This window comes from Caballeronia sp. LZ043, assembly GCF_031451075.1.
Classification (GTDB): Bacteria; Pseudomonadota; Gammaproteobacteria; order Burkholderiales; family Burkholderiaceae; genus Caballeronia.
Genome location: NZ_JARUXT010000057.1, coordinates 127714 through 153014, shown reverse-complemented (window position 1 = coordinate 153014; position 25301 = coordinate 127714). Strand labels below are relative to the sequence as shown.

Below are 25301 nucleotides of genomic sequence, written 5' to 3'. Positions count from 1 at the left end.
AGCAATGCCAGATTGGAAACGGCACCTCTTTCTCGATGGATTTAACTCCAACGAGGAGTTTAGATCCCGCCGTACGGGACGAAATCCGATTACCCCTCCGCAAGATCGTGCCAGCCACGGGCCCGCGCTGGCGCAACGATACACCGCCATACTTGACGAATCAGTCCGTCGCCACGAAGAGATCGACGCTCCGATTACAGAAGATACGGGCGTGTTCATCGAGATTTCTTCCTTTCCAGGCGTCAAACTGCCCTTGGACAGTCTCGACACTAGGGACTTCAGGCTTCATGCCTGCAAGCAGGCTGGTGACATCGAGGTTGCTGTTGTCTTCGTGCCCGAAGCAAGGCGCGAGGTATTTCTGCGAAAAGTGGCGCAGTACCTTGATCCTGACAACGACGGGCGTGGCGGTCCTCGCAATCACGGACTTCTCGACAGCATCGGCGAGATGCGCCTAGCCGATCTTCGCGCATTTTGGACCGATGATGCAAACCTCTTCCCCCGCGACGCGAACCAGTCAATATGGTGGGAACTATGGCTGAAGAAGCGCGAAGGCGAGGATGCGCGGACTATCGCACGACAGCTTGCCGCTCGCATTGGCGCCCGGCTTGGCACGACTTCGCTAAGTTTCTTCGACAGCATGGTTTTTCTGATCAGAGCTTCCGCCCGTCAGCTTGAGCGAACCCCTGAACTGATCGGATCGCTCGAGGAACTACGCAGGGCACAAGAGACCCCTAACGTCATTCTCGATTCCTCGCCAAAAGAGCAGCAGCAATGGGCGGATGATCTTCGCCAGCGGTTGAGTATCCGCGACGATGCGATGACGGCCGTGACCATCCTTGATACGGGTGTCAATTACAACCACCCTATCCTCTCTGTCGCGACAAGCCGTGACGAGGCCGTTTCGTGGGATCCGGACTGGCCGCATTTCGACGCCGCGAACGATCATGGGTCACGCCAGGCAGGACTCGCCATGCTCGGAGATTTTCACGATGCACTTGCCAGCAACAGTGAGATCGTTCTTGCACATCGCGTTGAATCCGGACGCATCCTTCCTCAGCAGGGCGATAACGATCCCGAACTGTACGGCGCGGTAACGGTAAATACCGCTAAAGCGCTGGAGGGCAATCGGCCCGACTGGCAGCGCGTGTATTCATTGGCCGTAACAGCCGATCCGGAATCCGCAGGCGGTTTGCCGAGTTCCTGGTCTGCCGAGATCGACAGTTTTACGTCTGGCATGGAAGATGGCACGCAAAGACTTTTTGTTGTTTCTGCCGGTAACAATCGCACCATATCACCGGATGTTGGCGCGTGGGAACAACTGGAATTGGCTGAGATAGAGGATCCTGCTCAGGCTTGGAATGCATTGACCGTCGGTGCGTACACCGAAAAAACGACGAACGATGATCCCGACTTCGACGGATGGTCGCCGTTCGCTAGAGCTGGCGAGGCCGCACCCAGTTCCCGGTCGTCAGTGAACTGGGGTTGGCGAGCGCAAGCGCCTTACAAGCCGGATGTTGTCGCCGAAGGAGGGAACCGTCTTCTCTCACCGGACAAAACCGAGATCACGGACGCGGATGTGGTTGCTTTGTTGACCACATCCGGGAGAGCGGTCGGTCAACTGTTCGAGGTCACGGCGGACACAAGCGCCGCCTCTGTGCTTGTTTCCCGACAGGCCGCCATTCTACGAGCCGAGTACCCGACCTACTGGCCCGAAACGGTCCGTGGCCTGCTTTGTCATTCGGCCGACTGGACTGTCCGCATGTGGGAGCGGTTTGGTCTGCTGAACAGGCTCCATAGTCCGAAGGTGGCCAAAGAGACGATGCTGCGCTGCGTCGGCTACGGCGTGACCAATCTTGATCGTGCCCGCTTCAGCGCAAACCACGCACTCACGCTTGTCGCCCAAGATAGCCTGACGCCCTTTACCAGAGCAGAGGACGCGGCCGCCTCCGTGGACCCAAAGCTGAACGAGATGCAGTTGTACCGGCTGCCATGGCCAGCGGAGTCTCTGCGCGAGCTTCCGCCCGAGCTGGAGGTCAGGCTGCGGGTTACCCTGTCCTACTTTATCGAACCCAACCCCGGCAGGCGAGGGTATCGTCGGCGATACAGCTATCAGTCTCACGGCCTTCGATTTGAGGTCATCCGACCCAACCAATCGCTCGACAACTTCCGCGCTTTCATCAACGCGAAAGCGGAACTCGACGACTACGATGGCCCCGAAGGCGATGCAGAAGGTTGGCGCTTCGGCCCTCAACTGCGTACCCGCGGCTCGCTGCATTCTGATGTATGGACAGGTTCCGCTGCTGCCCTGGCAGATATGGATACCATCGCCGTATACCCTGTCGGCGGATGGTGGAAATACCGTACCGCTCATGAAAGGTGGCGAAACGATGTTCGTTACAGCTTGATCGTGAGCATCGACGTACCGGACGAAGCCGTCGACATCTACACGGTGGTATCGAACTTGGTCGAGACCGAAATCGAAACCTGACAGTTGACAGCGTTGCGGTGCGACCACGTAAAGCCGCGTTAAGAGCCTGAAGCTGGCAGTCCGTTCGCTTGCAAGGCGATCGTTGTCAAATGGGATCACTATTACTCACCGGCCCGGCGAGATCCTAAGGCGGTCGGTTCAACGTCCAAGTTGCCTATTGCAAATCTGCGATGAAACGCTTCGGGTTGAATGCCATCAAGGGTGGTGTGCACGAAAATGGACGCATCGGCCATGTGCATCTGAAACCTCGCCAACTAGCTAAAGGATGGTGCCGCGCTCAACGTTCAGCTCTGCTCGGATTTTTGGACTACGAACTGCGAGGTATTGCGAGTGAACTTTAATCTCTGAGACGGTGCAATCTGGTGAAAAGTAAAGATCGACGAAACCTTCAAGTCGCACCTCGCGCTGCTCGCAAAGATCCACCACCCCGTCGCCGGACACCGAACGCTCACCTATCGTATCGCGCTCAGCTATCGACAGATTCATGTAATCAGTGTAGCTAGCGCAATAGTCGATACGGCACGAGGTAGTGAACTCGACGACGATCGTGAAGTGTCCCGGCTCGATAAAAGCGGCATCTCCAAGTCTCACGTTGTGAACGTCAGTAAATTCGGGCTCGTTGATAGAGATGCCCCAACCTGAGAGTGCCAATGACTCGGTGCCGCCGATCGCTTCCGACCCGAGAAAAACGTAGCTAAGGATGGCGTTCGATCCGAACACATGTTGTTCAAGGTCATCTCTGAAACTTGTAGAGGTGAGGAATGTCTTAATTTCCTCCACGCTCTTCGTCCGCGCATCAGCGTCGCGCACAAGTCTCTCTACTTCTTTCATCGCAAAGAGTTCTTTTAGCCCATTAATTGTTGTTATTCCATGGCGGTATCAAATCTGAAGTGCAACACCTGTTTCGTATAAGGTGTTGCGATGCACGAAAGAACTCAATATCAACAGCTTCAACCCGAAGCGCGCCTGACCATTGCCAGCCTGCATTTGCAGGGTTCGAGTATCCGGGCCATGGCCCGGATACTCGGCCGCTCGCCAGCCACCGTAAGCCGTGAACTGAAGCGAAACGGTTCTCCTGCTGGCTACGCGTCCGTACCTGCAGAAGCGCTCAGCGCCGCACGTCGCAGTGCGGGTCGTCGTCCTACAAAGCTCTGCCCGCATGGGGTGTGTTGGCGCATCGTTCTCACCCTGCTCGAGTGGAAATGGTCACCTCAGCAGATATCGGGCACACTGAAGCGCATGTATCCGACCGACCCGACCCAGCACGTTTCGCACGAAACCATCTACACGGCCATCTACGCTCAGCCGCGCGGCGAATTGCGCCGCCAGTTGATTGCCTGCCTGCGCCACGGCCATAGCACCCGTATGTCCCGCACACGCGGCACCGACCGGCGCGGGCAGATTCCCGACATGGTGAGCATTCACGTGCGCCCGCCCGAAATTGAGGACCGCCTGCTGCCTGGTCATTGGGAAGGAGACTTTATCAAGGGCGCCGGAAATCAATCGTCTGTCGGCGTCTTGGTCGAACGGACCAGCCGTCTGGTGCTGCTCGCCAAGATGGAAGACGCCACCGCCGCCTCAGCGCTGGCGGGCTTCTCTGCCAAACTCAACTCGATTGCAGCACCGCTGCGACAAACTTTTACCTACGACCAGGGAAAAGAAATGTCGCGGCATCAAGAACTCACAGCAGCCACTGGCGTGCGCGTGTACTTCTGCGACCCACATAGCCCCTGGCAGCGCGGGACCTGCGAAAACACCAACGGATTGCTCCGTCAATATTTGCCTAAGGGCACCGACCTCTCGGTCTACACCCAGGACGAGCTCGATGCCATCGCCGACAGTCTGAACAGTCGGCCGCGCGCAACCCACGCGTTCCATTCGCCATTCGAGGTCTTCGCTGCAACACTTGCCTCAGCGAGCCAACCTAAAAGAGCTAAACATTAACCGCCGTTGCACTTCGGTTTGAAACCGCCAGGTTCATCCGCTTTTGACTGACGGCGTTACCTGCGGTTGAAACCTGAAAGCAGTGCTGCAAATACGCAATCAATTCACCCCAGATGGGTTCGAGATCCTGAGCCGCCAGCCACCATCGGGGCCCTTCTCCATGACTTGGGTCGCAGTCCCCTCTTCTACGTGCTTTCGGCCGTCGGATCGCGTGATGCTGAGGGTCCAGTTCAATACAACGAGTGCGATCTCGCCGCTAGACAGTACAAGGCTCACGGTATTTCGAATATGCGGGCGCATCGCCAGCAACTCAGCAAGCGAGCGACGTCGATCGCCTGGACTTTTCACGAGGTCACCGTTCGTCATTCGCATAGCGGCGTTGTTGCTGAATACGCTGAGCAATGCATCGAGATCGTTTGCGTTCATCGCTGTATCGAAGGCGGTCGGGACGTCCTCTGGCGCGTTGCACACGACAGACTTGTCTTCAATCGCGGCGACAAAACTTGCGATGCGTTGCGCAACCTCCGCTGGTGCTTCGAGTGGCGACAGATGCCCAATGCCGGGAAGAATGTGCATCGCCGCGTGCGGGATGCGAGGCAACAGTTCAGCTTGTAACGTCGCGACCCGGTCCACCTGATCGCGCTCTCCTGAGATGATAATGGTCGGCACGACGATGGACGCCACCGCTGCAGAGATGTCCTCGCGCATCGCGATCTCGGGCCACGCAGCCTTCGCTTGCGGTGCGGCCTTCAGGCTGTCTTCGATGACCCTTTCTCGGCACGCAGTGTCGAGCGGTTTCGCGGTGAGGACGTTGTCGATCACGAATTCGACCGATTCGCGCGATTGGTAAGCGCCCGACAATGTCGCGCGTTCCTCCTCCGAGAGAAGCATGGGCGAGGGCGGCGACGGAGCGATCAGTACGAGACCTTCGAGTCCCTCCGGCCGCCGCGACGCAATCAGTTGTGCGACCTTGCCGCCCATTGAATGACCGACAAGCACGAAGCGCCTTAAACCCAGCGCCTCGATCACGCTCTCGGCGTCGTTCGCCAGATCCTCGACTCGGTAGCCATGCGCAGGTGCATCGGAGTCGCCCCAGCCGCGATGGTCCGTGGCCACGATGCGGTATCGCTCCGGCAGCGCCTGCGCCACCTTGTCCCATGTACGCGATGATCCGCCATAGTAGTGCAGGAATACGAGCGCAAGCTCTCCGCTGCCTCGCTGCGTGACGTGGATCCGTGTACCGTTCGCTTCGATGTCCATTTCGTGTTCCTCGCTGGTTGATGGAAACAGCGTAGGGCCGTGCAGGTGATTTGATAATTGCTCGAATATTGGCGACAGTCGATAATCTTGCTATCGAATTAGGTGGCAATATGGATCGACTGACAAGTCTTGCTGTGTTCGTTGCGGCCGTAGAAGAAGGCAGCTTCGCGGCGGCCGCGCGGCGTTTCGGGCTGTCGCCCGCAATGGCGGGCAAACATGTAAGTGAGATCGAGGCACGGCTGAATGCGCGACTGCTGCAGCGCACGACGCGGCGCCTTAGCCTGACGGACACGGGCCACGCTTATTACGAGCGCTGTAAGCAAATTCTCGAGACATACGACGAAGCAAACCGTGAGGCCAGCGATTCCCACCGCACGGCCCGGGGTGTTCTGCGCGTCGCAGCGCCCGTTACGTTCGGTGCGATGCATCTCGGACAAGTCGTTGCACGCTACGTCGAAGACCATCCGCAGGTGAATGTCGAAGTCGTGCTCGGAGATCGTTACGTCGATCTGCTCGACGCGGGCATCGACATCGCTATCCGGATCGGGCGACTGGAGGATCCGGCGCTTGTAACACGCCGGATCGCTTCTTGCCGGATGGTCATGTGCGCATCGCGGGCGTATCTCGAGCGGCATGGAACGCCGCGCAAGCCGCGCGACCTGCTTCAGGCGCCCAGACTCGCGTTCAGCGAAGCGGTATCCGGCGGGGACTGGACGTTGGTTGATGCGAAAGGCCGTGCACATGTTATCGAAGGACCCTTGCGGGTGTCGGCTAACAACATGCAAATGTTGCTGTCGGCCGCGCTCGCCGGCGCCGGAATAGCGTACGGCCCGACATTCGTCTTCGGGGAGCATCTGCGAAAGGGAGAGCTCGTCGCGCTGCTGCCGGAACACCGCGTCACCGAGCTGGTAGTGCAGGCGGTCTATCCGAGCGCTCGCCGAATACCATTCAAAGTGCACCGGTTCGTCGATTACCTTGCGGAAGCGTTCAGCAACGATCCGCCCTGGGATGGATAGAGCGTGAGAAACGCCAGAGACTGATTTAGAAGTTAGGCGCTTCTTCATTAAGCCTGCAGTTGGCTCGTCGCGAGCATCCTCGGTGATAGGGAAGAACGCTCTCGCGGTACACGCGACCGCTTCCTGACCTTGTACGGGTTGCCGAACCATCTCCAAGTCACCGGGACGCCTTTCGTGAATGGAATCGAGGTCACCCCCGGAAAATGGCTGTCAATTGGCAAGCGCGAGAGATGCCGGTGCGCGAATTTTTTTCGCGAAGTGATCCAATGCGGTGGCGAGCTCTAAATTTTGTTCGTCGAACATGGCGTGCAAGGAAGCCGTAATATTCGTATCGAAAGCATTACGGCGACACCAATCGCAGAAGTATCCAGCGCTAGTGAAAATAAACAAAAATTAACATTTGTGCGGCGCGCTGCTAACGCATCGCACAACAGTGAAAAGTGAGAGGCCTGACATGGTCCGATTCGATTGCGGAGGTAATTGATTTCATCTAGTATTTTTCGAGATATTGCACTCATCCCCGCGCGTCATTCAGCCGTGTCACGACACCACAAATGGACCCCACGCACAGTGCCAAGGTGAAACGCTCAATTCGATTTGGGGGCTTTTGCCTCTATCTTGACGAGTGCCGGCTCGATGCGCACGGTGTTGACGTGGAGATTGGTAGTCGCGCCTTCGAAATCCTTCGGCTCATGGCTAGCGCTCCGGGGAAGATCATTTCTCACCGGCAGTTTCGCGAGCACGTATGGCCCAATACTGTCGTTGAAGATGGCAACCTCCGTGTACATATCACGATCTTACGGAAGATACTGGCACGGAATGGCGACGGCACGATCCAGATCCGCAGTGTCAGTGGACGAGGGTACACACTGATCGACACGGCGCCACCGATGTGCGCTGATGGTGATCCGCAGAATCCCGACAAAGCGCGTTCAGAACATGCGGCCGGTGAACTGATCGGCCGCACTGCCGACATCGAGTCTATCTGCGCGCTATTACTGGAGAAAAAATTTGTCTCGATCGTCGGTCCTGGCGGTATCGGCAAAACAACCGTTGCCCGACCAGTACTGGCGCAGGCTGGGCAACGCACTGGTCTAGCGGTGATCGACATTGCGCTGTCGCCGGTCAGTCGAGCGGAATTGGTCGAGAGCACGATCGCATCGGCGCTAGGTGTCCTGGCTCAGTCCACCGACACGCCCTTCGATGCGATCGTCAGTTTTTTGCGCAGGTCACCGCATATCGTGTTGCTCGATTGCTGCGAACACGTCATCAATGCGGTCGCCGATGTCGTCGAAAAGCTTCGACACGCGTTAGGATCGTCGATGGTTCTCACGACTTCGCGAGAGCCGCTGCGCCTTGTCGACGAGAGAGTCTATCGGTTGGAGGCGTTGCGGATTCCGCAGAGCCAGGACTGTCGATCTCCCGAAATGGCAGTCCGATATTCTGCCGTCGCGCTATTTTGCGAACGTGCTACCGCGGCGCAAGGCGAGCGCTTCAAGTTTTCAACGAGCAATGTCTGGGAGGTTTGCGAGATATGCCGGCGATTGGATGGCATCCCTCTGGCAATCGAACTCGCGGTCTCGCAACTTCATATGCTCGGCCCCCAACGGCTCTTGCTTGCCTTGGAAAATCGCTTTGATGTTCTGACGCGTGGGCAGAGGACGGCTTTGCCGAGGCACAAGACGTTACGCGCCACCATCGACTGGAGCTACGATACGCTCTCTGACAACGAGCGATTCGCATTACGGCGACTGTCGCTGTTTAGAACGACTTTCACTGTCGACCAGGCTATGCCCCTTTTTGAATCATCGGGCTTAGACGCGTCACATGCCATGACCGCTCTAGCCAATCTCGTCGACAAATCACTCGTATTAACGGTAGCCGGTCGTAGCGCGCCCGCGTTTCGTCTGCTGGATAGCACGCGTGCATACGGTCTGGAAAAGCTAATTCTCAGCGGCGAGTTGGATGCTGCAGCAGACGGTCACGCGCGATACTTCTTATCTTTATTTAGTGAGCCGACGAAGTGGTCATCGTCCTGTCATTCGCCCGACCCGTTATCAAGCGATAAGCTTGTCATCGACGATGTCCGAAATGCGCTTGAATGGGCCTTGTCGCCCGCGGGCGATGCGTCGCTCGGCGTAGCACTGACATGGGCTTGTGCCCCGCTGTTCTACCAGTTGTCGTTATTCGACGAATATCGTCGATGGGTCAATACCGCACTCCAGACAGAAGAGGCGCACCATCCAGACAGCGCCTTCCGCCTGCAACTGGCTCTGGCGAATGCCGATTTTCTGACGCAATCACTGAAGAACGGTGTGTCGACGAACGCATTTCGAGCCGCACTCGCTCTGGCGGATCGTCACGCAAACGAGACGCGTCAGACCGATGTCCTCTACGGCATGATTGTGATGAAGGTCATGTCCGGAGAGTATAAGGAAGCGGATACATTGTGTAGGCGGCTTGCTGTCCTGACAACATCCAGAGACATCGGGTGGCCGCTCTATCATCGTTTGCAGGCCCTGGTCGACACTCAGACCGGCACGTTCGCGTCGGCTTTGCACCATGTCCAACGATCGCTGTCACTGTACGGGCCAAGGCATCTGATGCCGAAGTTTCGTGATCCTACACGCTACGATGCGCGCGCGGCTCTCATCTCACTCGAGGCCAGGGCGCTTTGGCTTGCAGGGTATGTCGATGATGCGGCAGATGTCGCAGCGCAAAGCGTCGAAGAAACCATGACGCTGGAACATGACCTGTCGCTGTGTTGCTCGTTGGCATCCGGTGCCTGCCCGGTAGCGTGCTGGCGTGGGGACGTGCAGGAGCTGAGGGCGTATCTTGCGATCCTGGATCCGCTTTCCGCCAAGCTGTCTCTGACGAACTGGCAAGATCAGGCTCAATGCTACAGTTATGCGCTAAGCGAAACCCGGAGGCCGAAAGGCTATCGGTGGTGGACCGCCTTTGAACATTGGGCACCGACCGCGCACGAAACGCTGGCGACGATCGACTGGCGCCTGCTCACGCCACTTGCGATAGAGCGGGCGAAGGCCGGTGCCGCAGGTTGGGCTAGCGCGGAGATTCTTCGAGCACTTGGTGAGCGAGAGTTGGAAGCCGGCATCGACCGCAATGCGGTTCCGGAACAACTGTTCAGAAAAGCCTTGGCGATTGCAAACGAGCAAGGTGCCTTGTCGTTCGAACTGCGAGCTGCAACAAGTTTAGCCCGCATCCTGATGATCAGAGGTGCCAGGTCGGAAGCTGAAGATAAACTCTCGGCAACCCTTGCCCGTTTCTCGCAAGGAAATAATACGCGTGACATTAAAATGGCTCGCGGTTTGCTCGCGGCCACGCATGAAGATTGCAATTGTCCGCCAACGCGCGTGGTCTCCATTCGCTGACCGAATGCTAATCTTCGAGAATCGCGGACAAAAGCTGCATCAGTTGATCGGCGTCGTTATGTGACAGCTTTGAGAAACGCGCCTCTAGGACGGGTCCCGCCGCATGGAAGAGGGCGGTAAGTTGTTCTTCTCCATTCGCCGTTAGCTGCACCTTGATGACGCGACGGTCCTTGGAACTAGGGGACCGCTGTATCAGTTTCTTCGCGTCCAGCCTGCCCAGCAGCCGTGTCACGACTGCTGGGTCGACGCGCAATTGATTTGCAAGTGCCGTTGGTGTGCTTTCCACGCCACTTGCCAGAAACATCATCAAGCGCAACTGATAGAAGTCGGCGCCGATCGCCGACAAGCTGTCGCCTAGTTCACTCTTGACGATATCTGACACCGTCTGGAGTTTCGACGCGAGTCGGTGAATATACAGGAACCTGTCGTTCAATCTTTCTCTCGTCGGGATGACGCGGCGGCTGTACGCAATAATCAGAAAGACACGTTTCGACATCGTTCAAATACGATAGCAGTAAAACCTGAAATAGCCCATCAGGCATCCATCGGGCGATATCTGTTTAGCAAAAATTAACGTTCTTTTAACGTCACTGCTTTGGATTTTTGCCATCCTTCGTGTGCGTCTCTGCTTCATCTCTGAACGTATCCAGCCAGAGCAAGAATCCGAGCCATACGCGCCTGAATTTCTGCTGCTTGAGTCCGGGGTCGGCCTGGGAGGATTCGCGCGCGACCATGAAGCGTTGTGACCCAACGTTCCATAGGGAAGACTATGGTCGCTAACGCATTTCGGAGAGGTATTGATCAGAGATTTTCCTAGACGCTATTCAAATGCCGGACCCTCTCGGAGAAGTCATGAGCAAGCTAACCACCGCCTTTGGGGCGCCTGTAGTCGATAATCAAAACGTTCAGACCGCTGGCCCGCGAGGTCCCGCTCTTTTGCAAGATGTGTGGTTTCTTGAAAAGCTGGCTTATTTTGATCGGGAGGTGATTCCCGAACGCCGAATGCACGCCAAGGGATCGGGTGCGTTCGGCACGTTCACGGTCACGCAAGACGTGACGCATTACACGCGTGCCAAGATCTTTTCCGAGGTCGGCAAGTCTACCGAGATGTTCGCACGCTTCTCCACGGTCGCCGGCGAACGTGGCGCCGCGGATGCGGAGCGAGACATCCGTGGCTTTGCGCTCAAGTTCTATACCGAAGAGGGAAACTGGGACCTGGTCGGAAATAACACGCCAGTTTTTTTCCTGCGCGATCCGCTGAAGTTTCCCGACCTTAATCATGCGATCAAGCGTGATCCGAGAACTGGACTGCGATCGGCAGAGAGTAATTGGGACTTTTGGACCCAACTACCAGAAGCCTTCCATCAGGTCACTGTCGTGATGAGCGACCGGGGCATTCCACGATCGTTCCGGCATATGCATGGCTTTGGCAGCCACACGTTCAGTCTGATCAACGCGAAGAACGAAAGGTTCTGGGTGAAGTTCCATATGAAAACCCAGCAAGGCATCGCAAATCTGACAGACGAGGAAGCATGCAATATCGTCAGCACTGACCGTGAAAGTCACCATCGCGACCTCTATGAGGCGATTGAGCGTAAGGAGTTTCCGCGGTGGACGATGTTCTTTCAGATCATGCCCGAGAAGGAGGCCGCGACCTACAAGGTCAATCCTTTCGATCTGACAAAGGTCTGGTCGAAAAAAGATTATCCGCTGATCGAAGTGGGCTACTTCGAGCTGAATCGGAACGCAGAAAATTGGTTTGCTGATGTGGAGCAGGCGGCCTTTAATCCTGCGAATGTCGTGCCCGGAATCGGCTTCTCGCCGGACAAGATGTTGCAAGGGCGGCTTTTTTCATACGGTGACGCACAGCGTTATCGTCTCACAGTCAACCATCACCAGATTCCGGTCAATGCACCGCGAGCCACTACTCATTACAACAGCTATCACCGAGATGGTGTTCTTCGAACCGACGGCAATCAAGGTGGTGCAACGTCATACAACCCCAACACAAAAGGCGCGTGGCTGGATCAGCCGGATTTTACGGAGCCACCACTGCCAGTCGAAGGCACGGCCGCTCACTGGGATCATCGGGTCGACGGTGACTACTTCAGTCAGCCCGGAGATCTCTTCCGTCTGATGTCAGAAGCCCAGAAGCAAACCTTGTTTGAAAACACTGCTCGCGCAATGTGGGGTGTGTCGACGCCAGTGCGCGAACTTCACATCACGCATTGCACCAAGGCCGACCCTTCATATGGCGCAGGAGTTCGTGCAGCCGTCGAGTCGCTGGAACGGCAGAGTCTTGAGCACTGACGTGGCAGCCGCGTGCTTTGTCGTCGTCGTACTAACAGTGTCTGATTAAGGAGATCTGAAGATGTCAATCGATATTGGCGGTATCGCAGTCCCCGATAGCAGCCTTGCCAAACAGGTGACGGAGTTCGTACGTGAAACGGTCACCCCGTTGCTGTTCAACCATTCAGCCCGCGTCTATTACTGGGGGGCGCTTGCAGGTCGCGAGCGAGGGCTGAAGTTTGATCGCGAATTGCTCTATTTCGGCGCGATGTTTCACGACGTCGGGTTGATGAAGGACTACAGCAGTGACACCGAACGTTTTGAGGTCGACGGGGCAAATGCCGCGCGCGATTTCCTGAAAAGCCACGGAATCGGTCAGCAAGATATCGATACCGTCTGGACGGCGATTGCGCTTCACACGACGCCGGGTATTCCGGTGCACATGCATCCCGTCATTGCGCTGGTTACGGCGGGCGTTGAGATGGACGTGCTTGGGTTGACCTACGACCAATATCAGAACACGGAGCGTGACGCAGTGGTTAGTGCGTATCCGAGAGGTGGCAATTTCAAGGAGGAGATCATTCAGGCCTTTTATGACGGCATCAAGCAAAAACCTGACACGACCTTTGGCAACGTGAAGGCGGACGTGCTAACCGACAAGGATCCTCACTTTCATCGCGGAAACTTTTGCAGTGTCATCCGCTGTTCGCATTGGCCATCCTGAGACGAATAGTTGGATATCGCAATGACAGACGCTCCGGGGCGCGCGGTCACTAGCTCCCGACATGTTCGGCACGTTATTTCCGAACAGGGCGAACCGGGGTAATGCCCGCATCGCCCGCCAATACCTGATTAGTTAAGGAGAAGGCCCATGCTTAAAAAAACTGATCTTAGCGAAGATCTCTTGACCCCAACCGATCTTGGTGCCGATGCACGGGATGCGGTCGCCGGTGGCCTCACTGTATTACTCGCGGATATCTTCGCGCTGTTCCTCAAAACCAAGAATTTCCATTGGCATGTCAGTGGTCCGCACTTTCGCAGTTTGCACGAGATGTTCGACGAGCACGCCGGGCAAATCTTCGCAATGGTTGACGATGTAGCCGAACGCGCTCGAAAACTTGGAGGCACGACCTTACGCTCCGTCGGTCACATCGTTGGGCTTCAGCGGATCAAGGACAACGATGAGACGTTCGTCACTGCTCGCCAGATGCTCGAAGAGCTGCGCCTAGACAATCAGCAGTTGATCAAGGCGATGCGTGAGCTGCACGAAATCTGTGACGATAAACAGGACATTGCTACGGCCAGCGTTATCGAAAACTGGATCGACGAAACCGAAGGTCGTGTGTGGTTTTTGTTCGAAGCGGCACGTGAAAGCTAGGAGAGAGCTTCCCTGACTAGGAAGCGTTTCTGAGGCAGCTCACCCGTTTCACGGAGAACGCAATGAGAAATCCGCAGACGGAACTGTATCCCGGAGTTGTTCGGGCCGATGTCGAAGGATGGATCGACCAGGCGAATCAGGATTCGTTTCCCGCCAGCGATCCTCCGGCTATTGGAGGAATCACCCGATTGATAGACTCTGTCGAGCTCACCATTGGCTCCGTGATTCGGCCTCGTCACCTGCCCACCTTCGAACCGACAAACGTGAATGAGTCGCTCCTCGATAATAGCAGGCGGGCCGCTGAGCTTCCGATCGAAGAACGTGCGACCGACAATTGTGGGACCTAGCCGTCTCGATTTCGTGTACCCACGAGCCGATATGGGCAAGCGCTACGGCGCGGGGCAGCTGACAATGTTGCTGACGGACGCAAGGTGTGCGGCAGACGTGTGGAGGGCTGGCTCCAAGATACAAAACCAGAGGCTGACGACGCAGTTTTGTCGTGTACGAGGGCTAGAACCGACCGTCACAGAAATGAACCCTGCGGACGGCCCACACGCTCCCGCGATGCGCGCACTGACGGCACTCGGGAGACACGGCAAGCCGGACGAGGTCGGGGCCGCCGTTGCGCTTCTGGCCAGTCCCGCGGCCAGCTTGATTACGGACTCCGTGATTACTGCGGGCGGAGGAGCAAACGCATAGCTGCGAAGCCAACTGCGAGGTCGTAGAGAGGTCCGTGGCAGGGGCGTACGCGCGTCTAGACGCCTTCAAAGTTGACTGCCGACATGGTACCGATACTAAATCGTGGGGCCGATCGAATGGCCTCGATCAGTCGGTCCTTATGGACGTTGGACGTGCGGATGACGCTTCAAAGCAGATAACCGCCGTTGACCGTGCGGCTGAACGATTGACCGAAGGGGGTCGGGCCGCGTCATTCGGTTTCCCGAACTAAACGCTCGGAAGCGGTCACTGACTTCTGCGGCCCCGAAGCGGCCAGTCGGCAGTGCGCACTTGCGACCCTCTACCGCCGTTCATCGCGGTGAGCCAGCACTGGCGATTACGGTTTACTTCGGTCATTCTCACGATGCTTCGGTGCGGTGCTGACCGCAGAATGAAAACGATCCTGCAAACAACGGACCAAACCGGTAATCTGCGCAATAAATGCCTCTAGGAATTCACGAGGACTTTCAGTTCTGAACCTGCGCGCCATGACGAAGCCCAGAGAAGAATGCCATCGCAAAGCCGCCGTGCGCGCCATCGTCTGTGCCGCGCTCGGTGTTGCCAGCGCGTCGGCACACGCGCAGGAATTTTCGGTTCTCGCCGGCGCGCTCAAGAGCAGCAGCAACAACACGTATTCCTGGGAAGGGACCTATCGCGAGGGGCTCGGCCGCTACGCCGCGTGGAGTTTCTCGTGGCTGAATGAAGGCCATATTCCCGATCATCACCGCGACGGCCAGGCCGTGCAGTTCTGGGGACGGCTGCCGCTCTGGAACAACCGGCTGGAATTGTCGGCGGGCGCGGGGCCGTATCGCTGGTTCGACACCAAGCAGGCGCAGCTGGGTGGCGACTATTCGAACACGCACGGCTGGGGCGGCCTGTTTTCGCTGCGCGCCGCGTATTACTTCGACAACCGCTGGATCGCGGAGGTGAAGCTCAATCGCGTACAGGCGTACGGCGGCCCGGATACGACCGCGCTGCTTTTCGGCATCGGCTATCAGCTCGACGCCCCCGAGGGCCCGGGTCCGCGCGCGCGGCCGCCGTCGCGCTTGACGAACGTCACGAGCAACGAAGTCACCGTGATGCTCGGCACGACGATCCTGAACAGCCCGGACTCGGAATCGAATCTCGCGGAGACCATCGAGTACCGGCGCGGGTTGTGGCATTACGTCGATTCACCGCCTCGTACCTGCATGAAGGCGGCCACGCGCAGTCGCGCCGCGATGGCGTCGCCGCGCAGTTCTGGGCGACACGCGCCTTCTTCGACGACAGGCTCACGTTAGGCGTCGGTATCGGCCCGTATCTGTCGATCACGCAAAACGACGATCTGCCGCAAAACCGCGCCGGCGACGGACGCTTTTCCGGCCTCGTCTCGGTATCGGCGAGTTACCGGTTCACGGACCGCTGGCTCGCGCGCGTCACGTGGAATCGCATGGTCACGCGTTACGACCGCGATGCGGACATCTTCGAAGCGGGCGTCGGCGTGCGTTTCTAGGGCTTATAACAGCTCTTTCTGACCGCTGATGTCCGGCCCATCGCAGAAGACACTTAGAACCAGTCGACCGCAATCGATGGCGGTCAGTTATGCAGTTGAGCATCAGGAGACGGCTAACCGATGCCCTGCAGCCGCCTGCCGGCCTCCGACCGAACGGCGACGACCGTCGCATGTTGGCCGGGTTGGGGCGGTGCCCCCGGCAATTCGCTCGCCGGAAACCAGCCATTGAGCGTGGGCAAACGAGACCTTGGCTGACCAAGCTGAATGTCCGCCTCGACCGGCGACTCCTGGCCGGCGGGTTCCGTCAAAAGCAGCAGCGGACGATCCATTTGAGCAAATCTAAACAATAGGCATGGGAGCAGATGCGAAGGCAAGCGCTCGTGGCATTGCAATGGCTCGCCCGCACGGCTAAGTGTCAACAAAAGCGCTTTTCAGAGGCGGCTTCGTCTACAATTGTTGACGCTTTTCTTTGCCTCAACGCATCAAATGCGCTCACGCCCTTACGGACATGTGTTTCAGAAATATTGTTCACACTTGACGGGCACCATAATCCGCGCACGCCCTAGTCCGTCTACCATCACGCACGCCATTCGCAGGTGTGCGTACCAACGTGCCACGTCCAATCGTCGACACTACGAACTGGCTTGCCAACGACGGCTTCGTCACGTGGATCGCAACGGGCAGCGCCGACGCTTCGATATACAACTGCAACTCGTCCAGCACTGAGTGCAGAAAGTTAGCGATCACTGGATTCTCGATCGAAGTGTCGGCCGACTGAACATGGTGGGTGATCGTCGTGCCGCCGGCACGGCGAATCGCCTCAAGCATCAATACCAGAGCGCAGGTGCTGTCTTTGCCGCCCGAATAGGCGCAGCTCAAGCTATGGCCCTGTTCGATGTAACGCCGCATAACGCTGATCGCAGCTTCCATCTTCGAGAGAATTTCCTGTTCCATTCGTTGCTCCAGAGGAATAGGAGCGCCCCTTACGGGATGCGCTCCCGAAAGGGTTAATGGTCTAGATCAAATCAAAAGGTGAGCCGTCGCACGTTGCGCCTCTTCGAGGCCCTCGTGGGCTGCGGCGAACATGTCCGCTTGCCGCGTTGCGCGATCCAGCCGCGGAAGCGACTTCGCATACCGGCTCACGCTTGTTCCGTCGAAGCTATCCGCACCGGCGGCCGCACAGATGCGAATCCGCCGCGCCGAGTTCACGCGACCGACGTGCAGGTAGCAGTGACGCCGTCGCGCGAGGGACCCCCACACGTGCGCCGTCTGCTCTTTCCACTCCGTTGAACCGCCGATGAAGATGCCAACCGCAGGGGACAAGAGCGACGCAAGGTCATCGACCTGCATACCGTTCTGAACGGCGATCAACATCCGGCACGGCATCCCGCGAAGTCGTTCTAGCCACTTGAGCGAGTAGTCGAGGGAGGCCATCCCGCCCATGACGATGTCCGGTAGTACAAGCCAATCGGCCCGCTCGCCGAGCCGTTCGACAGCAACGGAAAACGCGTGCTCATCGAAGGGCTGACTTTGCTCATAAGCGGTCCAAGCGCCGTTATCCAACGCGTAGCGATGGAAGCCCTCGGTACGCAGCTCGCCCTTTGCCGAGATCAACAAGCGCCAGTCCGCGCCCTGCAATGCGGCCAGGTTGCGGCGGGTGCCGGTGCGACTCGCGTAACCGACGAGCGGCTGCCGATGCATGGCGATTCGTTCTTCGATTTCCGGGTCATGGTCAGCAGAGCCATCGACTCCGTAATAGTCGGAACTGTAATCTAGTAACAGTTACATCGGGCAGCTCTTTCTTCGCCTATATTTCGTGGCAGTAGTGTCGTTCAGGAGTGCTTTCATGGTTCCGTGGACTACTGCCGAGATAGAGTTAGCGAGGGGCGTGCCCTTCCATGTCCTACTCCATTTCCTTGGGGCGTATTGCAAGTTGGATAGGGAATATCGGTCTGCCAGTCCGGCCGAGGGCATCCGTGTTCATGTCAACCACGCGGGCCGTAACTTTCGCTTCGTCTTTACAGGTGAAAAATGGGTCAACGAACTGATACCGCCTGCCAAACGAGGGAGAGGCGGTGCGGGAGCGATCGATCTTGCCGCCCATATCACTGGGCTCGACTTTGTCCGGTCTGTAAAGATTTGCATCGATGCGCATGACAGTACCAATGGGACGCCCTGATGAGGCTCTTCTACACGACGCACGATTTCGTCTACAAAGGACTGTCGTACCCGGGCATACCTTTCCTTTGCTCGGAAGACATGGAACTCGTCAAACCGGCGAGCGACTATCTGCTGTGGGTTGCACTCGAAAACGGCCAAACGCGAAGCCACGCAACGTGGAAAAGCTACGCAGAAGCGATTTACGATTACTTCGCGTGACTTGAGGCTAACTTTTTCGACTGGGACGCATTGCTCATCGATTCCGTAGATCTCGGCGAAATATCGAACCTTGCGCTGTATCGCAACTGGTCGCTCGACGTCCTCGACGCGAACTCCAGCCGACACTCGATGCAGCCCAGTACGGTACGCAAGCGAGTGTCGCAGATCATGCGCTTCTATGAGTGGGCCGCGACGCACAATCGTATCGCTCATGTTCCGTGGGACGTTCATCTATCGCGCACTGGAGACGAATCGCTTCGCGATGCTATCAGGGCATCGACCCTTCCCCGGGTACCCCGCCAGCCGATCCGGTTCCTCACGATCGAGCAGTGCCGCGCGCTTCTTGAGAACTGCAATAGCAGCACTGTGCAGCTGATGACGAAGCTGATGCTTCAGACTGGCTTGCGCAGCGAAGAATGTAGAACGTTTCCGATGAAATACCTCTTCGACCCAGCGCCCGAAAGGCGTTGGCGTAAGGTCGCGATCGACCTGTCACCGTCCGATATGAAGATCAAAGGAAGCAGACCTCGCCGCATCTATGCATCCGGGCAACTAATCAAGGATCTGTTCGACTTCGCCAACTTCGGCGAAGGCGCGGTGCGGGCTAAGCTTTATCGAGCGGCTCAAGGTGTAGCCTCCCCATATGTGTTTCTCAACCGGTTTGGGGCACCCTGGAGCGAGAAAGGACTGTGTAACGCCTATCGAAAGCTGTGGAAGCCGACTGCGCCTGCGCGGCCTGTGCTCGACTTCAAGGTGACGCCGCACATGTTGCGCCACACGTTCGCTACCTTCGAGCTGTACGGGGAGAGTCAGAACCGTAACCTTGGGTATGCACTCGCGTGGGTGCGTGACCGACTTGGGCATGCATCGATCTCGACAACAACTGCATACGTTCACTGCCTCGACATGCTTGGCGAAAAGCATCTGAACCGGTACGAGAAAGAAATCGACGCACTGCTTCTTGCAGGAGATACGCGATGAAACGGAAGAATCATCAATTCGACCGGGCCCCGAGGCGACGCGCAGCGCCCGGCGCGGCAAGCGATGATCTAAGGGTCGCTACAGCGAAAACAACCTTAGACTTCGGTCGCTGGCGATGTCGTACAGGAACGCAAATCGACGCTGGCCGCGACGAACTCTTACTGTCGATGACAAAAGCGCTGCGACGTCTCCAGCCGATTCTTGCTGATAACACTATCACGGCCATTTACTGGAGCAGTGTAACAGGATGGTTCGATTTCCTCGACTCAACCATGGGCTCATGTCATCCTTTGCACCGCATATCGGATATCGATCGTCACTTGCTGGAGGCTTTCGTTGACTGGCTAAAAAGTCGACCCGCCAAAACGAAGACTGGGCGACTGTCTCCGCTAACTGCACGATCGCTATACGGAGGCCTAAAAACGATGCTCATGCAATGTGTTGCGACGGGCGAGCTTCGAAGGGACTGCTTCCCGCGACAGCCGTTTCCAAACGCTCTACGCGCTTGCAAGCCACCTCCGCCGTACACCAAAGAAGAGATGCAGGCACTCCTGGGTGCGCTAGCAAATGACCTCCGATCGATCCGGGCCGGGTTCTTTTCTGGGAATGAAGCCGATCGGTTGCTTGTGTACTTCCTTCTCGTTGCAGCCAGAACCGGCCGGAATCCAACTTCCCTCTTTGAGATGACACGCGATGCCGTGCGGCCTCATCCTCTGAAACCGCAGACGCATTCGCTGCTGACTACCTATAAGCGCCGCGGCAACAGCATCTTGACGCTGTCGATTGGCAAACCCCACAAGGTCGAAGAGATCAGCGTACTTGCTGCAGACACAAGCGCCCTTATACGCGATGTGCTGGACCTCACTCACGAACTGGTCGTCCTCGCTCCACCAGAGCTGCGCAACTACCTGTGGTTGTATCGTCGCTCTCACCATTTGGCACGCTTCGGCGCTTTGTCGGTGTTCTCCCAAAAAGTCCTTTCCACGTCCATCAAACGGTTCGTCGGGCGACATCAACTGCTCGTCGACGACGCAGACGAACGGGCAGGTGGCCAAGTCCCACTCGCAGTGTCTGTCATGCGCCTACGGAAGACGTTTGCATCTCGGGTATGGCATTTAACCGGGGGCGACGTTGCCACGACTGCGAACCTGCTCGGCAACCGACCGGATGTCACGGATACCCATTACCTGGCTGTGACACCCGAGATGGTTCGCAACCATCACTTCCTCACCAAATGTCTGGAAATAGACTTGCGCGGGACCGCAAGGGATGCGCCAACGCTAGCGCGACTGGCAAAGGAAATGCACGTCGCCCGCGACGAAGCGAAACGCATCGTCGCGGGGGAGAACAATACAGGTGTCGGCCGATGCTCCTCGCCACTCGATGGGCGGTATGCACCCAAAGACGGCCACACTGCATGCTCGGCCTTCCTTCACTGCTTCCGGTGCCCCAATCAGGTAGTAATGGAGAGCGACCTTTACCGTATGTACAGTTTCTACTGGTTGCTGGTGAAGGAAAGAAATCTAATCGGCAGGAGTCAATGGCAGAAGGTCTACGGATGGGTGATCAGGGAAATCGACCGGGTCATTGCGCCCCGCTTCCCAGCTGCAGTCATGCAGCAGGCGAAGGAAAAAGCGTTCGTCGACCCTCACCCGATGTGGCGCGATCGATCGATGCTTCTTGTGCAAAACCATGGCTAACCCGACCCATCATCTTGTAGACTTGGCTTCAGTCAACGATGACGAACTGAATGAGGTCATCGTCAGTCGGCAAGGCAACACGATCATTTCCCGCTATGGAGACGACGTATGGAATCTCGCGCCATATGTCGCACAAAAAAATTCGACGGGCGTTCGGATCGTGTTTTCTTCCAAGCCCAATAAAGGCGGTCGGCTCACGGATCCCTCTTACGCGCGGCTGATCGCATCGGCGAAACGCTTCTTGTACACGCGATGGCGTGTAGGCAGTGGACAGCGTGGCAGACCCGTATTGGCAGGTACGCTCATAGGTAACTGGAATCAGATCAAAAAACTGCTTGCGTGGATGACAGATGAGGACCTGACGGCCTTCAGTGAGCTGACGCCCGAGCACTGTGCTCGCTTTGCGTCAAGCCTGGTTGGAACACTGCAGCCTGGAACAGCTGCTAGCATTCTCGGCACGATCACAAGCTACTACGAACTTGGCGATTACCTCGTTGATCGCATCCCGGAATACCCGTGGAAATATCAAAATGGCGGCACGACACGTCTTGCCCGGGGCGGCCGCCAACCGCGACTGCAAAGCTGGAGGCAGGCGAGAACAGAAGTCATTCCTCAGCGGCTGATGAGCAGGCTAGTGCGTACAGCGCTTGACTACATTGAAAATCGCGCGGATTCACTCTTGACCTTGCGTGACCAGCTGGCGGTGCACGCAACTCGCAAGTTGGCCCAGGTCAAAGCGGCTCACCGTAAGACCTACCCAAAAGGGTTCTCAAGTGTATATGCCACTGAAGCTGAATACCTTCATCGCAAGGCGAACCATCGAAGTTCGCCGGAGGAGCGACGACTGCTTGCCGCGCATGGTTATAAGCAACGGCTTGAGGTAACGGCCGTCCTCCTCCATCTGAGGACCGCCTGCTACATCGTATGCGCTGCTTTCTCAGGCATGCGGGACTCGGAACTCGCGTCGCTCGAAGTTGGATGTTTCGTTAAAAGAAAAGGATTCGACGGTGAGACGTTCGTCTGGCTCCGTGGAACGACATACAAGCTCGAGCATGAACCGCAGCCGGCTGAGTGGATGGTGCCTGAGATTGTTGGAAAAGCGGTTGCCGTAGCAACTCGGTGTGGCGAGCCCGAACGTGCGCGGGGAGACGAACGGATCAAAATCTTGGAGCGCGCAGCGAAGGCACGTGACCTCGATGAGCAGTCCCGCGCGAAGATTCAAGTCAAGCTTGAACGGGCTCGCCGGAATCGCAACGCTTTGATGGCCATATATAACCCGGAGTATGGAAGTATTTCTGTTATAGGAAATAAGAGTGCCCGATATAGCTTGAAAACGTTCAGCAAGGTGGCAAACATGATCGTCGAGCAGCAGGACATGGACGGCGTGATCAAACGAGACCGGATTCGACCTGGGGAGCCATGGCCGCTCACTCCGCACGAGTTCAGGCGAACCTTTGCAGTCTATGTCGCCCGGCACGTGCTCGGCGACATCCGGTATCTGCGCGAGCACTTCAAGCATTGGTCACTCGACATGACCCTGTACTACGCCCGGTATGACAGCGGCGCAGATCGCACACTTATTAGCGACATCATGACGGAGCGTGATGAACTGCAAAGCATGATCATTCAAAACTGGATGCATCCGCACAGTGACCTCTCGGGCGGGGGTGGCCAACGCATCATGGCCTTCCGTAGCCGGGGCGAAGTTAAGGCCGTTCGCGACATGCGCGACTTCTGCCGCAAACTTGGCGAAAGTGTCTTCATCCGAGGAACCGGGCATTCATGGTGTATGGCAAGCGGCGATAGTTGCGGAGGTCAGGGGCTCTATGATGCGGTGAGATGTACATCGTGCGGTGAAGGCGTGATCGATTCAACTCATATTGAGATCTGGAAAGGGATCCGGCAACAGCAGATTGACGTGCTGCAATGCACGGACCTTGGAAGACCGTCACGTGAACGCAGTGTCGATCATCTGCGTAAGGCCGAACGTGTACTTGCAGATCTTGGTGCCGAAGTACCGCCCTTCAAACTTCCCAAAAAGGTACGTTGTGCGAGCTGAGCGCAAGAGCCCGACCCGTCGTCGCCTAGAACTCGCACTTCGCCGATTGCAACTTGGCAGGATGCAGTCCGACACCAGTGAACGGATTAGCATCGCCGCTGTTGCGCGAGAAGCCGGGTTAAGCAATGCGACGGTACACAACCGATATCCAGACATCGCTGAACGTGTGCGCGCACTTCATGTTAAGACGAGTAGACACCAGACGAAGCCGCTTCCAGACAGTACCGACGTGCTTCAACGCAAGCTCAAAGAAGCACGCCAAGCGATCAAGCAACTGAAACGGGATCTGGTGAAATCGCAGTCGATCAACCTGCGCTTGGCCAAAGAAAACGAACAGCTCACCGTTCGTCTGAAAAAAGTATCCCAGTGACTCGGGCTCAACCCTCGGCGGCGAACGCGATGCTCACTTGCTGCATGCGCAGCCGTTCATCGCCATGCACATAGCGTGAGGTCGTCGCGATCGAGGCATGGCGAAGGTTGTCGCGAACGCTGCGCAGTTCGACGCCACGGGCGAGCGCGCGGGTCGCATGAGTGTGTCGAATCCAATGTGGGCTGGCTTGCTCGAGTTTGCGAGCGACAACGGAATCCATCGGTCGGATTTGTTCGGCGACAAGGCGAAAGAATCGCTTCAGCACGGCGCGGAGCCGCGTCCCGGAAATACTCACCGAATGATCCTGACCGAGTGCGGACACAAGTGGTAGGTTCCGACTGCAACGGCGCGGGTCAGCGTGCAGCCCTCGCTGATGAAGATAGGTTTGAAGGGCGTGCATGGCAAGAGGAGGCAAAGCGACCCGTGCGGTGCGGCGCCCCTTCCCCACCACGCGAAGCCAGATGTCTGCGGCGTTGCCGAAGATAACGTCGCCGATCCGCGCGTGAATCAACTCGTTCGCACGCAGACCGGTCGCCAGCTGAAAGTCGAGAATGAATCGCAGCCGCTGAGCTGCTTCGAGCGACCAGCCATGTTGCGTCGACAGGTCATTGGCAACCTGCCGGGCGAATTGCCATTCCTCGTCATGAAGCGATCGCACGCATATGGAAGCGGTTTCACGCGCGGAGCCAGCGTTCACGCCGGCGAACGGATTGGCAACCACGTATTGTTGCTCGACCAGCCATCGAAACATGGCTGAGAGCACCGATAATGCATAGGCAACAGATGAGGGACTTAAACGTCCGAAGAACGGACACCACGCATTAGATAGACGAGTTTGCCGTGGACCGATCCATTGATCTCGAGGCTCAGGAGCGCGCAGGAACGTTCGGTAGGCAATGGCGTCGCTGGTGTTCAATGATGAAAGCGCTCGCTTGCGCTCAACGCTAGCCCAGAGTAAAAGCCGCTCGGCTTCCTTTCGATACGTCCGCGATGTTGTGGCGGGTTCGTGCAAGGATAGCCACGCTTCGATCGCCTCGCGATCCGTCGTGACACTGAGCAGGCACCTCGCCCCGGGCGCGCGATACCGACCCTTCGAACCATCTCGACTGCGCGCGACCATGACATCACGCCAAACAACGCGCCGAGTCGGTTGTGATCGTTCCACCAGCCGGCGTGCCGAATCGGTCAATGACGGGTAACGCGAAAAGAACGCTTCGATGCTGTGTGCTGACGCGGGGCCAATCCCCACCATCTCACTCCACCAGCGAAGACGGCGAGGTACGCGCAATGTCAGTTCGGCGAACGTCGTGACACCCATTCGTTTCAATGCCAGACTCGCTCGCGGCGCCAGCCATAGACTGAGATCGTCGCTGATTTGTGGCTCGCGGTCCTGCAACTCCCGCAACGTCTCGATTGCCCGATGAACGGGCATCCCCCGTCGTGCGTAGACTGTGTTCCGATCGCGGAAAACAGCGGCAAGATCGTCTCGTCCATTTGCTTGGGCGATATCGATCAAGCGGCGCCTGATCCGGCCAAGCATGCCACGAGACGATTGCGGCTGGATTCGCCGGTGCGACAAATAGCGCTCGACGGCCGCGCGCGCGGAAAGGCCCTCGCACCACGCGCGCAGTGCTGCGAGGGAAGCGTGGTCGGGAAACCCGACATAAGTTTGTCGGTGTTGATCGATGCGATGGGACTGCTTCACGTTCGCCTCCCGACGCGTGCCGCGGTTCCACACACTATGCCACGGTTGCTATCCTTGCCTACCCCGCATCACCAACGGCGGCCTTTCGATAATCGATCTTATTGAAATAGCGGTCCGCCATGCGAAAACTA

General features: G+C 57.4%; 20 protein-coding genes and 1 pseudogene. 15 read left to right on the top strand and 6 right to left on the bottom strand.

Annotated elements, in window-relative coordinates; genetic code table 11:
* Positions 1-4: 4 nt before the first annotated feature.
* A complete protein-coding gene (locus QCE64_RS37200) occupies positions 5-2488 on the top strand; it encodes a S8 family peptidase (RefSeq protein ID WP_310009408.1) in 2484 nt (827 codons plus the stop codon).
* Between the two features lie 258 nt (positions 2489-2746).
* Here QCE64_RS37200 and QCE64_RS37195 read toward each other — a convergent pair whose 3' ends face one another.
* Positions 2747-3319, bottom strand: coding sequence for a hypothetical protein (locus QCE64_RS37195; protein ID WP_310009407.1), 573 nt, complete (start codon positions 3317-3319; stop codon positions 2747-2749).
* A gap of 90 nt (positions 3320-3409) precedes the next feature.
* Between QCE64_RS37195 and QCE64_RS37190 the strand changes: the two genes are divergently transcribed.
* Positions 3410-4432, top strand: a complete 1023-nt coding sequence (locus QCE64_RS37190; RefSeq protein ID WP_310009406.1) for an IS30 family transposase — start codon at positions 3410-3412, stop codon at positions 4430-4432.
* A 99-nt stretch (positions 4433-4531) separates the two neighbouring features.
* Here the strand turns inward: QCE64_RS37190 and QCE64_RS37185 are convergent, their stop codons facing one another.
* The gene (locus QCE64_RS37185) at positions 4532-5692 is read right to left on the bottom strand and encodes an alpha/beta fold hydrolase (protein WP_310009405.1); all 1161 of its coding nucleotides are present in this window, start codon (positions 5690-5692) and stop codon (positions 4532-4534) included.
* 110 nt (positions 5693-5802) lie between these two features.
* Between QCE64_RS37185 and QCE64_RS37180 the strand changes: the two genes are divergently transcribed.
* Together QCE64_RS37180 and QCE64_RS37175 are read left to right on the top strand one after the other, a co-directional pair.
* Positions 5803-6708: a LysR family transcriptional regulator gene (locus tag QCE64_RS37180; RefSeq protein ID WP_310009404.1), complete on the top strand. Its 906-nt coding sequence runs from the start codon at positions 5803-5805 to the stop codon at positions 6706-6708.
* A gap of 554 nt (positions 6709-7262) precedes the next feature.
* Positions 7263-10100: a winged helix-turn-helix domain-containing protein gene (locus tag QCE64_RS37175; protein ID WP_310009403.1), complete on the top strand. Its 2838-nt coding sequence runs from the start codon at positions 7263-7265 to the stop codon at positions 10098-10100.
* 7 nt (positions 10101-10107) lie between these two features.
* Here QCE64_RS37175 and QCE64_RS37170 read toward each other — a convergent pair whose 3' ends face one another.
* Entirely contained in the window at positions 10108-10533 is a 426-nt protein-coding gene (locus QCE64_RS37170) for a MarR family transcriptional regulator (protein WP_310009402.1), read from the bottom strand.
* Between the two features lie 419 nt (positions 10534-10952).
* Here QCE64_RS37170 and QCE64_RS37165 point away from each other — a divergent pair, with 419 nt between their 5' ends.
* The 6 genes and pseudogenes from QCE64_RS37165 (at position 10953) to QCE64_RS37145 (ending at position 15976) form a co-directional block, all read left to right on the top strand.
* On the top strand, positions 10953-12410 hold the full coding sequence (locus tag QCE64_RS37165; RefSeq protein WP_310009401.1) for a catalase: 1458 nt from the start codon (positions 10953-10955) through the stop codon (positions 12408-12410).
* A gap of 61 nt (positions 12411-12471) precedes the next feature.
* Positions 12472-13113: an HD domain-containing protein gene (locus tag QCE64_RS37160; RefSeq protein ID WP_310009400.1), complete on the top strand. Its 642-nt coding sequence runs from the start codon at positions 12472-12474 to the stop codon at positions 13111-13113.
* 147 nt (positions 13114-13260) lie between these two features.
* Positions 13261-13767 (top strand): DNA starvation/stationary phase protection protein, encoded by a 507-nt coding sequence (locus QCE64_RS37155; protein WP_310009399.1) that lies wholly within the window; start codon positions 13261-13263, stop codon positions 13765-13767.
* A gap of 62 nt (positions 13768-13829) precedes the next feature.
* Positions 13830-14114: a hypothetical protein gene (locus tag QCE64_RS37150; protein ID WP_310009398.1), complete on the top strand. Its 285-nt coding sequence runs from the start codon at positions 13830-13832 to the stop codon at positions 14112-14114.
* Positions 14035-14466 (top strand): SDR family oxidoreductase, encoded by a 432-nt coding sequence (locus QCE64_RS38050; RefSeq protein ID WP_404988010.1) that lies wholly within the window; start codon positions 14035-14037, stop codon positions 14464-14466. The genes QCE64_RS37150 and QCE64_RS38050 overlap by 80 nt, the downstream gene beginning before the upstream one ends.
* 506 nt (positions 14467-14972) lie before the next feature.
* Positions 14973-15976, top strand: a pseudogene (locus QCE64_RS37145) (hypothetical protein).
* A 528-nt stretch (positions 15977-16504) separates the two neighbouring features.
* Here QCE64_RS37145 and QCE64_RS37140 read toward each other — a convergent pair.
* Positions 16505-16930, bottom strand: coding sequence for a hypothetical protein (locus QCE64_RS37140; RefSeq protein ID WP_310009397.1), 426 nt, complete (start codon positions 16928-16930; stop codon positions 16505-16507).
* A 66-nt stretch (positions 16931-16996) separates the two neighbouring features.
* On the bottom strand, positions 16997-17677 hold the full coding sequence (locus tag QCE64_RS37135) for a hypothetical protein (RefSeq protein ID WP_310009396.1): 681 nt from the start codon (positions 17675-17677) through the stop codon (positions 16997-16999).
* Between the two features lie 477 nt (positions 17678-18154).
* On the opposite strand from QCE64_RS37135, the gene QCE64_RS37130 reads away from it, so the two are divergent.
* The 5 genes from QCE64_RS37130 to QCE64_RS37110 all read left to right on the top strand — a co-directional run bounded on the left by QCE64_RS37130 (position 18155) and on the right by QCE64_RS37110 (position 23465).
* Positions 18155-18355 carry a hypothetical protein gene (locus tag QCE64_RS37130; protein ID WP_310009395.1) on the top strand — a complete coding sequence of 67 codons (201 nt, stop codon included), beginning with the start codon at positions 18155-18157 and terminating at the stop codon, positions 18353-18355.
* A 30-nt stretch (positions 18356-18385) separates the two neighbouring features.
* The gene (locus QCE64_RS37125) at positions 18386-19336 is read left to right on the top strand and encodes a tyrosine-type recombinase/integrase (protein ID WP_310009394.1); all 951 of its coding nucleotides are present in this window, start codon (positions 18386-18388) and stop codon (positions 19334-19336) included.
* 539 nt (positions 19337-19875) lie between these two features.
* Positions 19876-21036 carry a hypothetical protein gene (locus tag QCE64_RS37120; RefSeq protein WP_310009393.1) on the top strand — a complete coding sequence of 387 codons (1161 nt, stop codon included), beginning with the start codon at positions 19876-19878 and terminating at the stop codon, positions 21034-21036.
* Entirely contained in the window at positions 21029-23095 is a 2067-nt protein-coding gene (locus tag QCE64_RS37115) for an integrase (RefSeq protein ID WP_310009392.1), read from the top strand. Before QCE64_RS37120 ends, QCE64_RS37115 begins: the two co-directional genes overlap by 8 nt.
* 61 nt (positions 23096-23156) lie before the next feature.
* On the top strand, positions 23157-23465 hold the full coding sequence (locus QCE64_RS37110; protein WP_310009391.1) for a hypothetical protein: 309 nt from the start codon (positions 23157-23159) through the stop codon (positions 23463-23465).
* A gap of 7 nt (positions 23466-23472) precedes the next feature.
* Here the strand turns inward: QCE64_RS37110 and QCE64_RS37105 are convergent, their stop codons facing one another.
* Complete coding sequence (locus QCE64_RS37105) at positions 23473-25170, bottom strand: phage integrase family protein (RefSeq protein ID WP_310009390.1); 1698 nt, start codon at positions 25168-25170, stop codon at positions 23473-23475.
* Between the last annotated feature and the right edge of the window lie 131 nt (positions 25171-25301).

What these genes read in the sequence shown, in the direction of transcription:
- QCE64_RS37120 (WP_310009393.1), top strand. Translation starts at nt 19,876, where the DNA reads ATGCAGGCACTCCTGGGTGCGCTAGCAAATGACCTCCGATCGATCCGG.
- QCE64_RS37160 (WP_310009400.1), top strand. Translation starts at nt 12,472, where the DNA reads ATGTCAATCGATATTGGCGGTATCGCAGTCCCCGATAGCAGCCTTGCC.
- QCE64_RS37165 (WP_310009401.1), top strand. Translation starts at nt 10,953, where the DNA reads ATGAGCAAGCTAACCACCGCCTTTGGGGCGCCTGTAGTCGATAATCAA.
- QCE64_RS37175 (WP_310009403.1), top strand. Translation starts at nt 7,263, where the DNA reads ATGGACCCCACGCACAGTGCCAAGGTGAAACGCTCAATTCGATTTGGG.
- QCE64_RS37190 (WP_310009406.1), top strand. Translation starts at nt 3,410, where the DNA reads ATGCACGAAAGAACTCAATATCAACAGCTTCAACCCGAAGCGCGCCTG.
- QCE64_RS37150 (WP_310009398.1), top strand. Translation starts at nt 13,830, where the DNA reads ATGAGAAATCCGCAGACGGAACTGTATCCCGGAGTTGTTCGGGCCGAT.
- QCE64_RS37195 (WP_310009407.1), bottom strand. Translation starts at nt 3,319, where the DNA reads ATGAAAGAAGTAGAGAGACTTGTGCGCGACGCTGATGCGCGGACGAAG.
- QCE64_RS37200 (WP_310009408.1), top strand. Translation starts at nt 5, where the DNA reads ATGCCAGATTGGAAACGGCACCTCTTTCTCGATGGATTTAACTCCAAC.
- QCE64_RS37110 (WP_310009391.1), top strand. Translation starts at nt 23,157, where the DNA reads ATGCAGTCCGACACCAGTGAACGGATTAGCATCGCCGCTGTTGCGCGA.
- QCE64_RS37180 (WP_310009404.1), top strand. Translation starts at nt 5,803, where the DNA reads ATGGATCGACTGACAAGTCTTGCTGTGTTCGTTGCGGCCGTAGAAGAA.
- QCE64_RS37185 (WP_310009405.1), bottom strand. Translation starts at nt 5,692, where the DNA reads ATGGACATCGAAGCGAACGGTACACGGATCCACGTCACGCAGCGAGGC.
- QCE64_RS37140 (WP_310009397.1), bottom strand. Translation starts at nt 16,930, where the DNA reads ATGGAACAGGAAATTCTCTCGAAGATGGAAGCTGCGATCAGCGTTATG.
- QCE64_RS37115 (WP_310009392.1), top strand. Translation starts at nt 21,029, where the DNA reads ATGGCTAACCCGACCCATCATCTTGTAGACTTGGCTTCAGTCAACGAT.
- QCE64_RS37135 (WP_310009396.1), bottom strand. Translation starts at nt 17,677, where the DNA reads ATGCATCGGCAGCCGCTCGTCGGTTACGCGAGTCGCACCGGCACCCGC.
- QCE64_RS37155 (WP_310009399.1), top strand. Translation starts at nt 13,261, where the DNA reads ATGCTTAAAAAAACTGATCTTAGCGAAGATCTCTTGACCCCAACCGAT.
- QCE64_RS38050 (WP_404988010.1), top strand. Translation starts at nt 14,035, where the DNA reads ATGAGTCGCTCCTCGATAATAGCAGGCGGGCCGCTGAGCTTCCGATCG.
- QCE64_RS37130 (WP_310009395.1), top strand. Translation starts at nt 18,155, where the DNA reads ATGAGGCTCTTCTACACGACGCACGATTTCGTCTACAAAGGACTGTCG.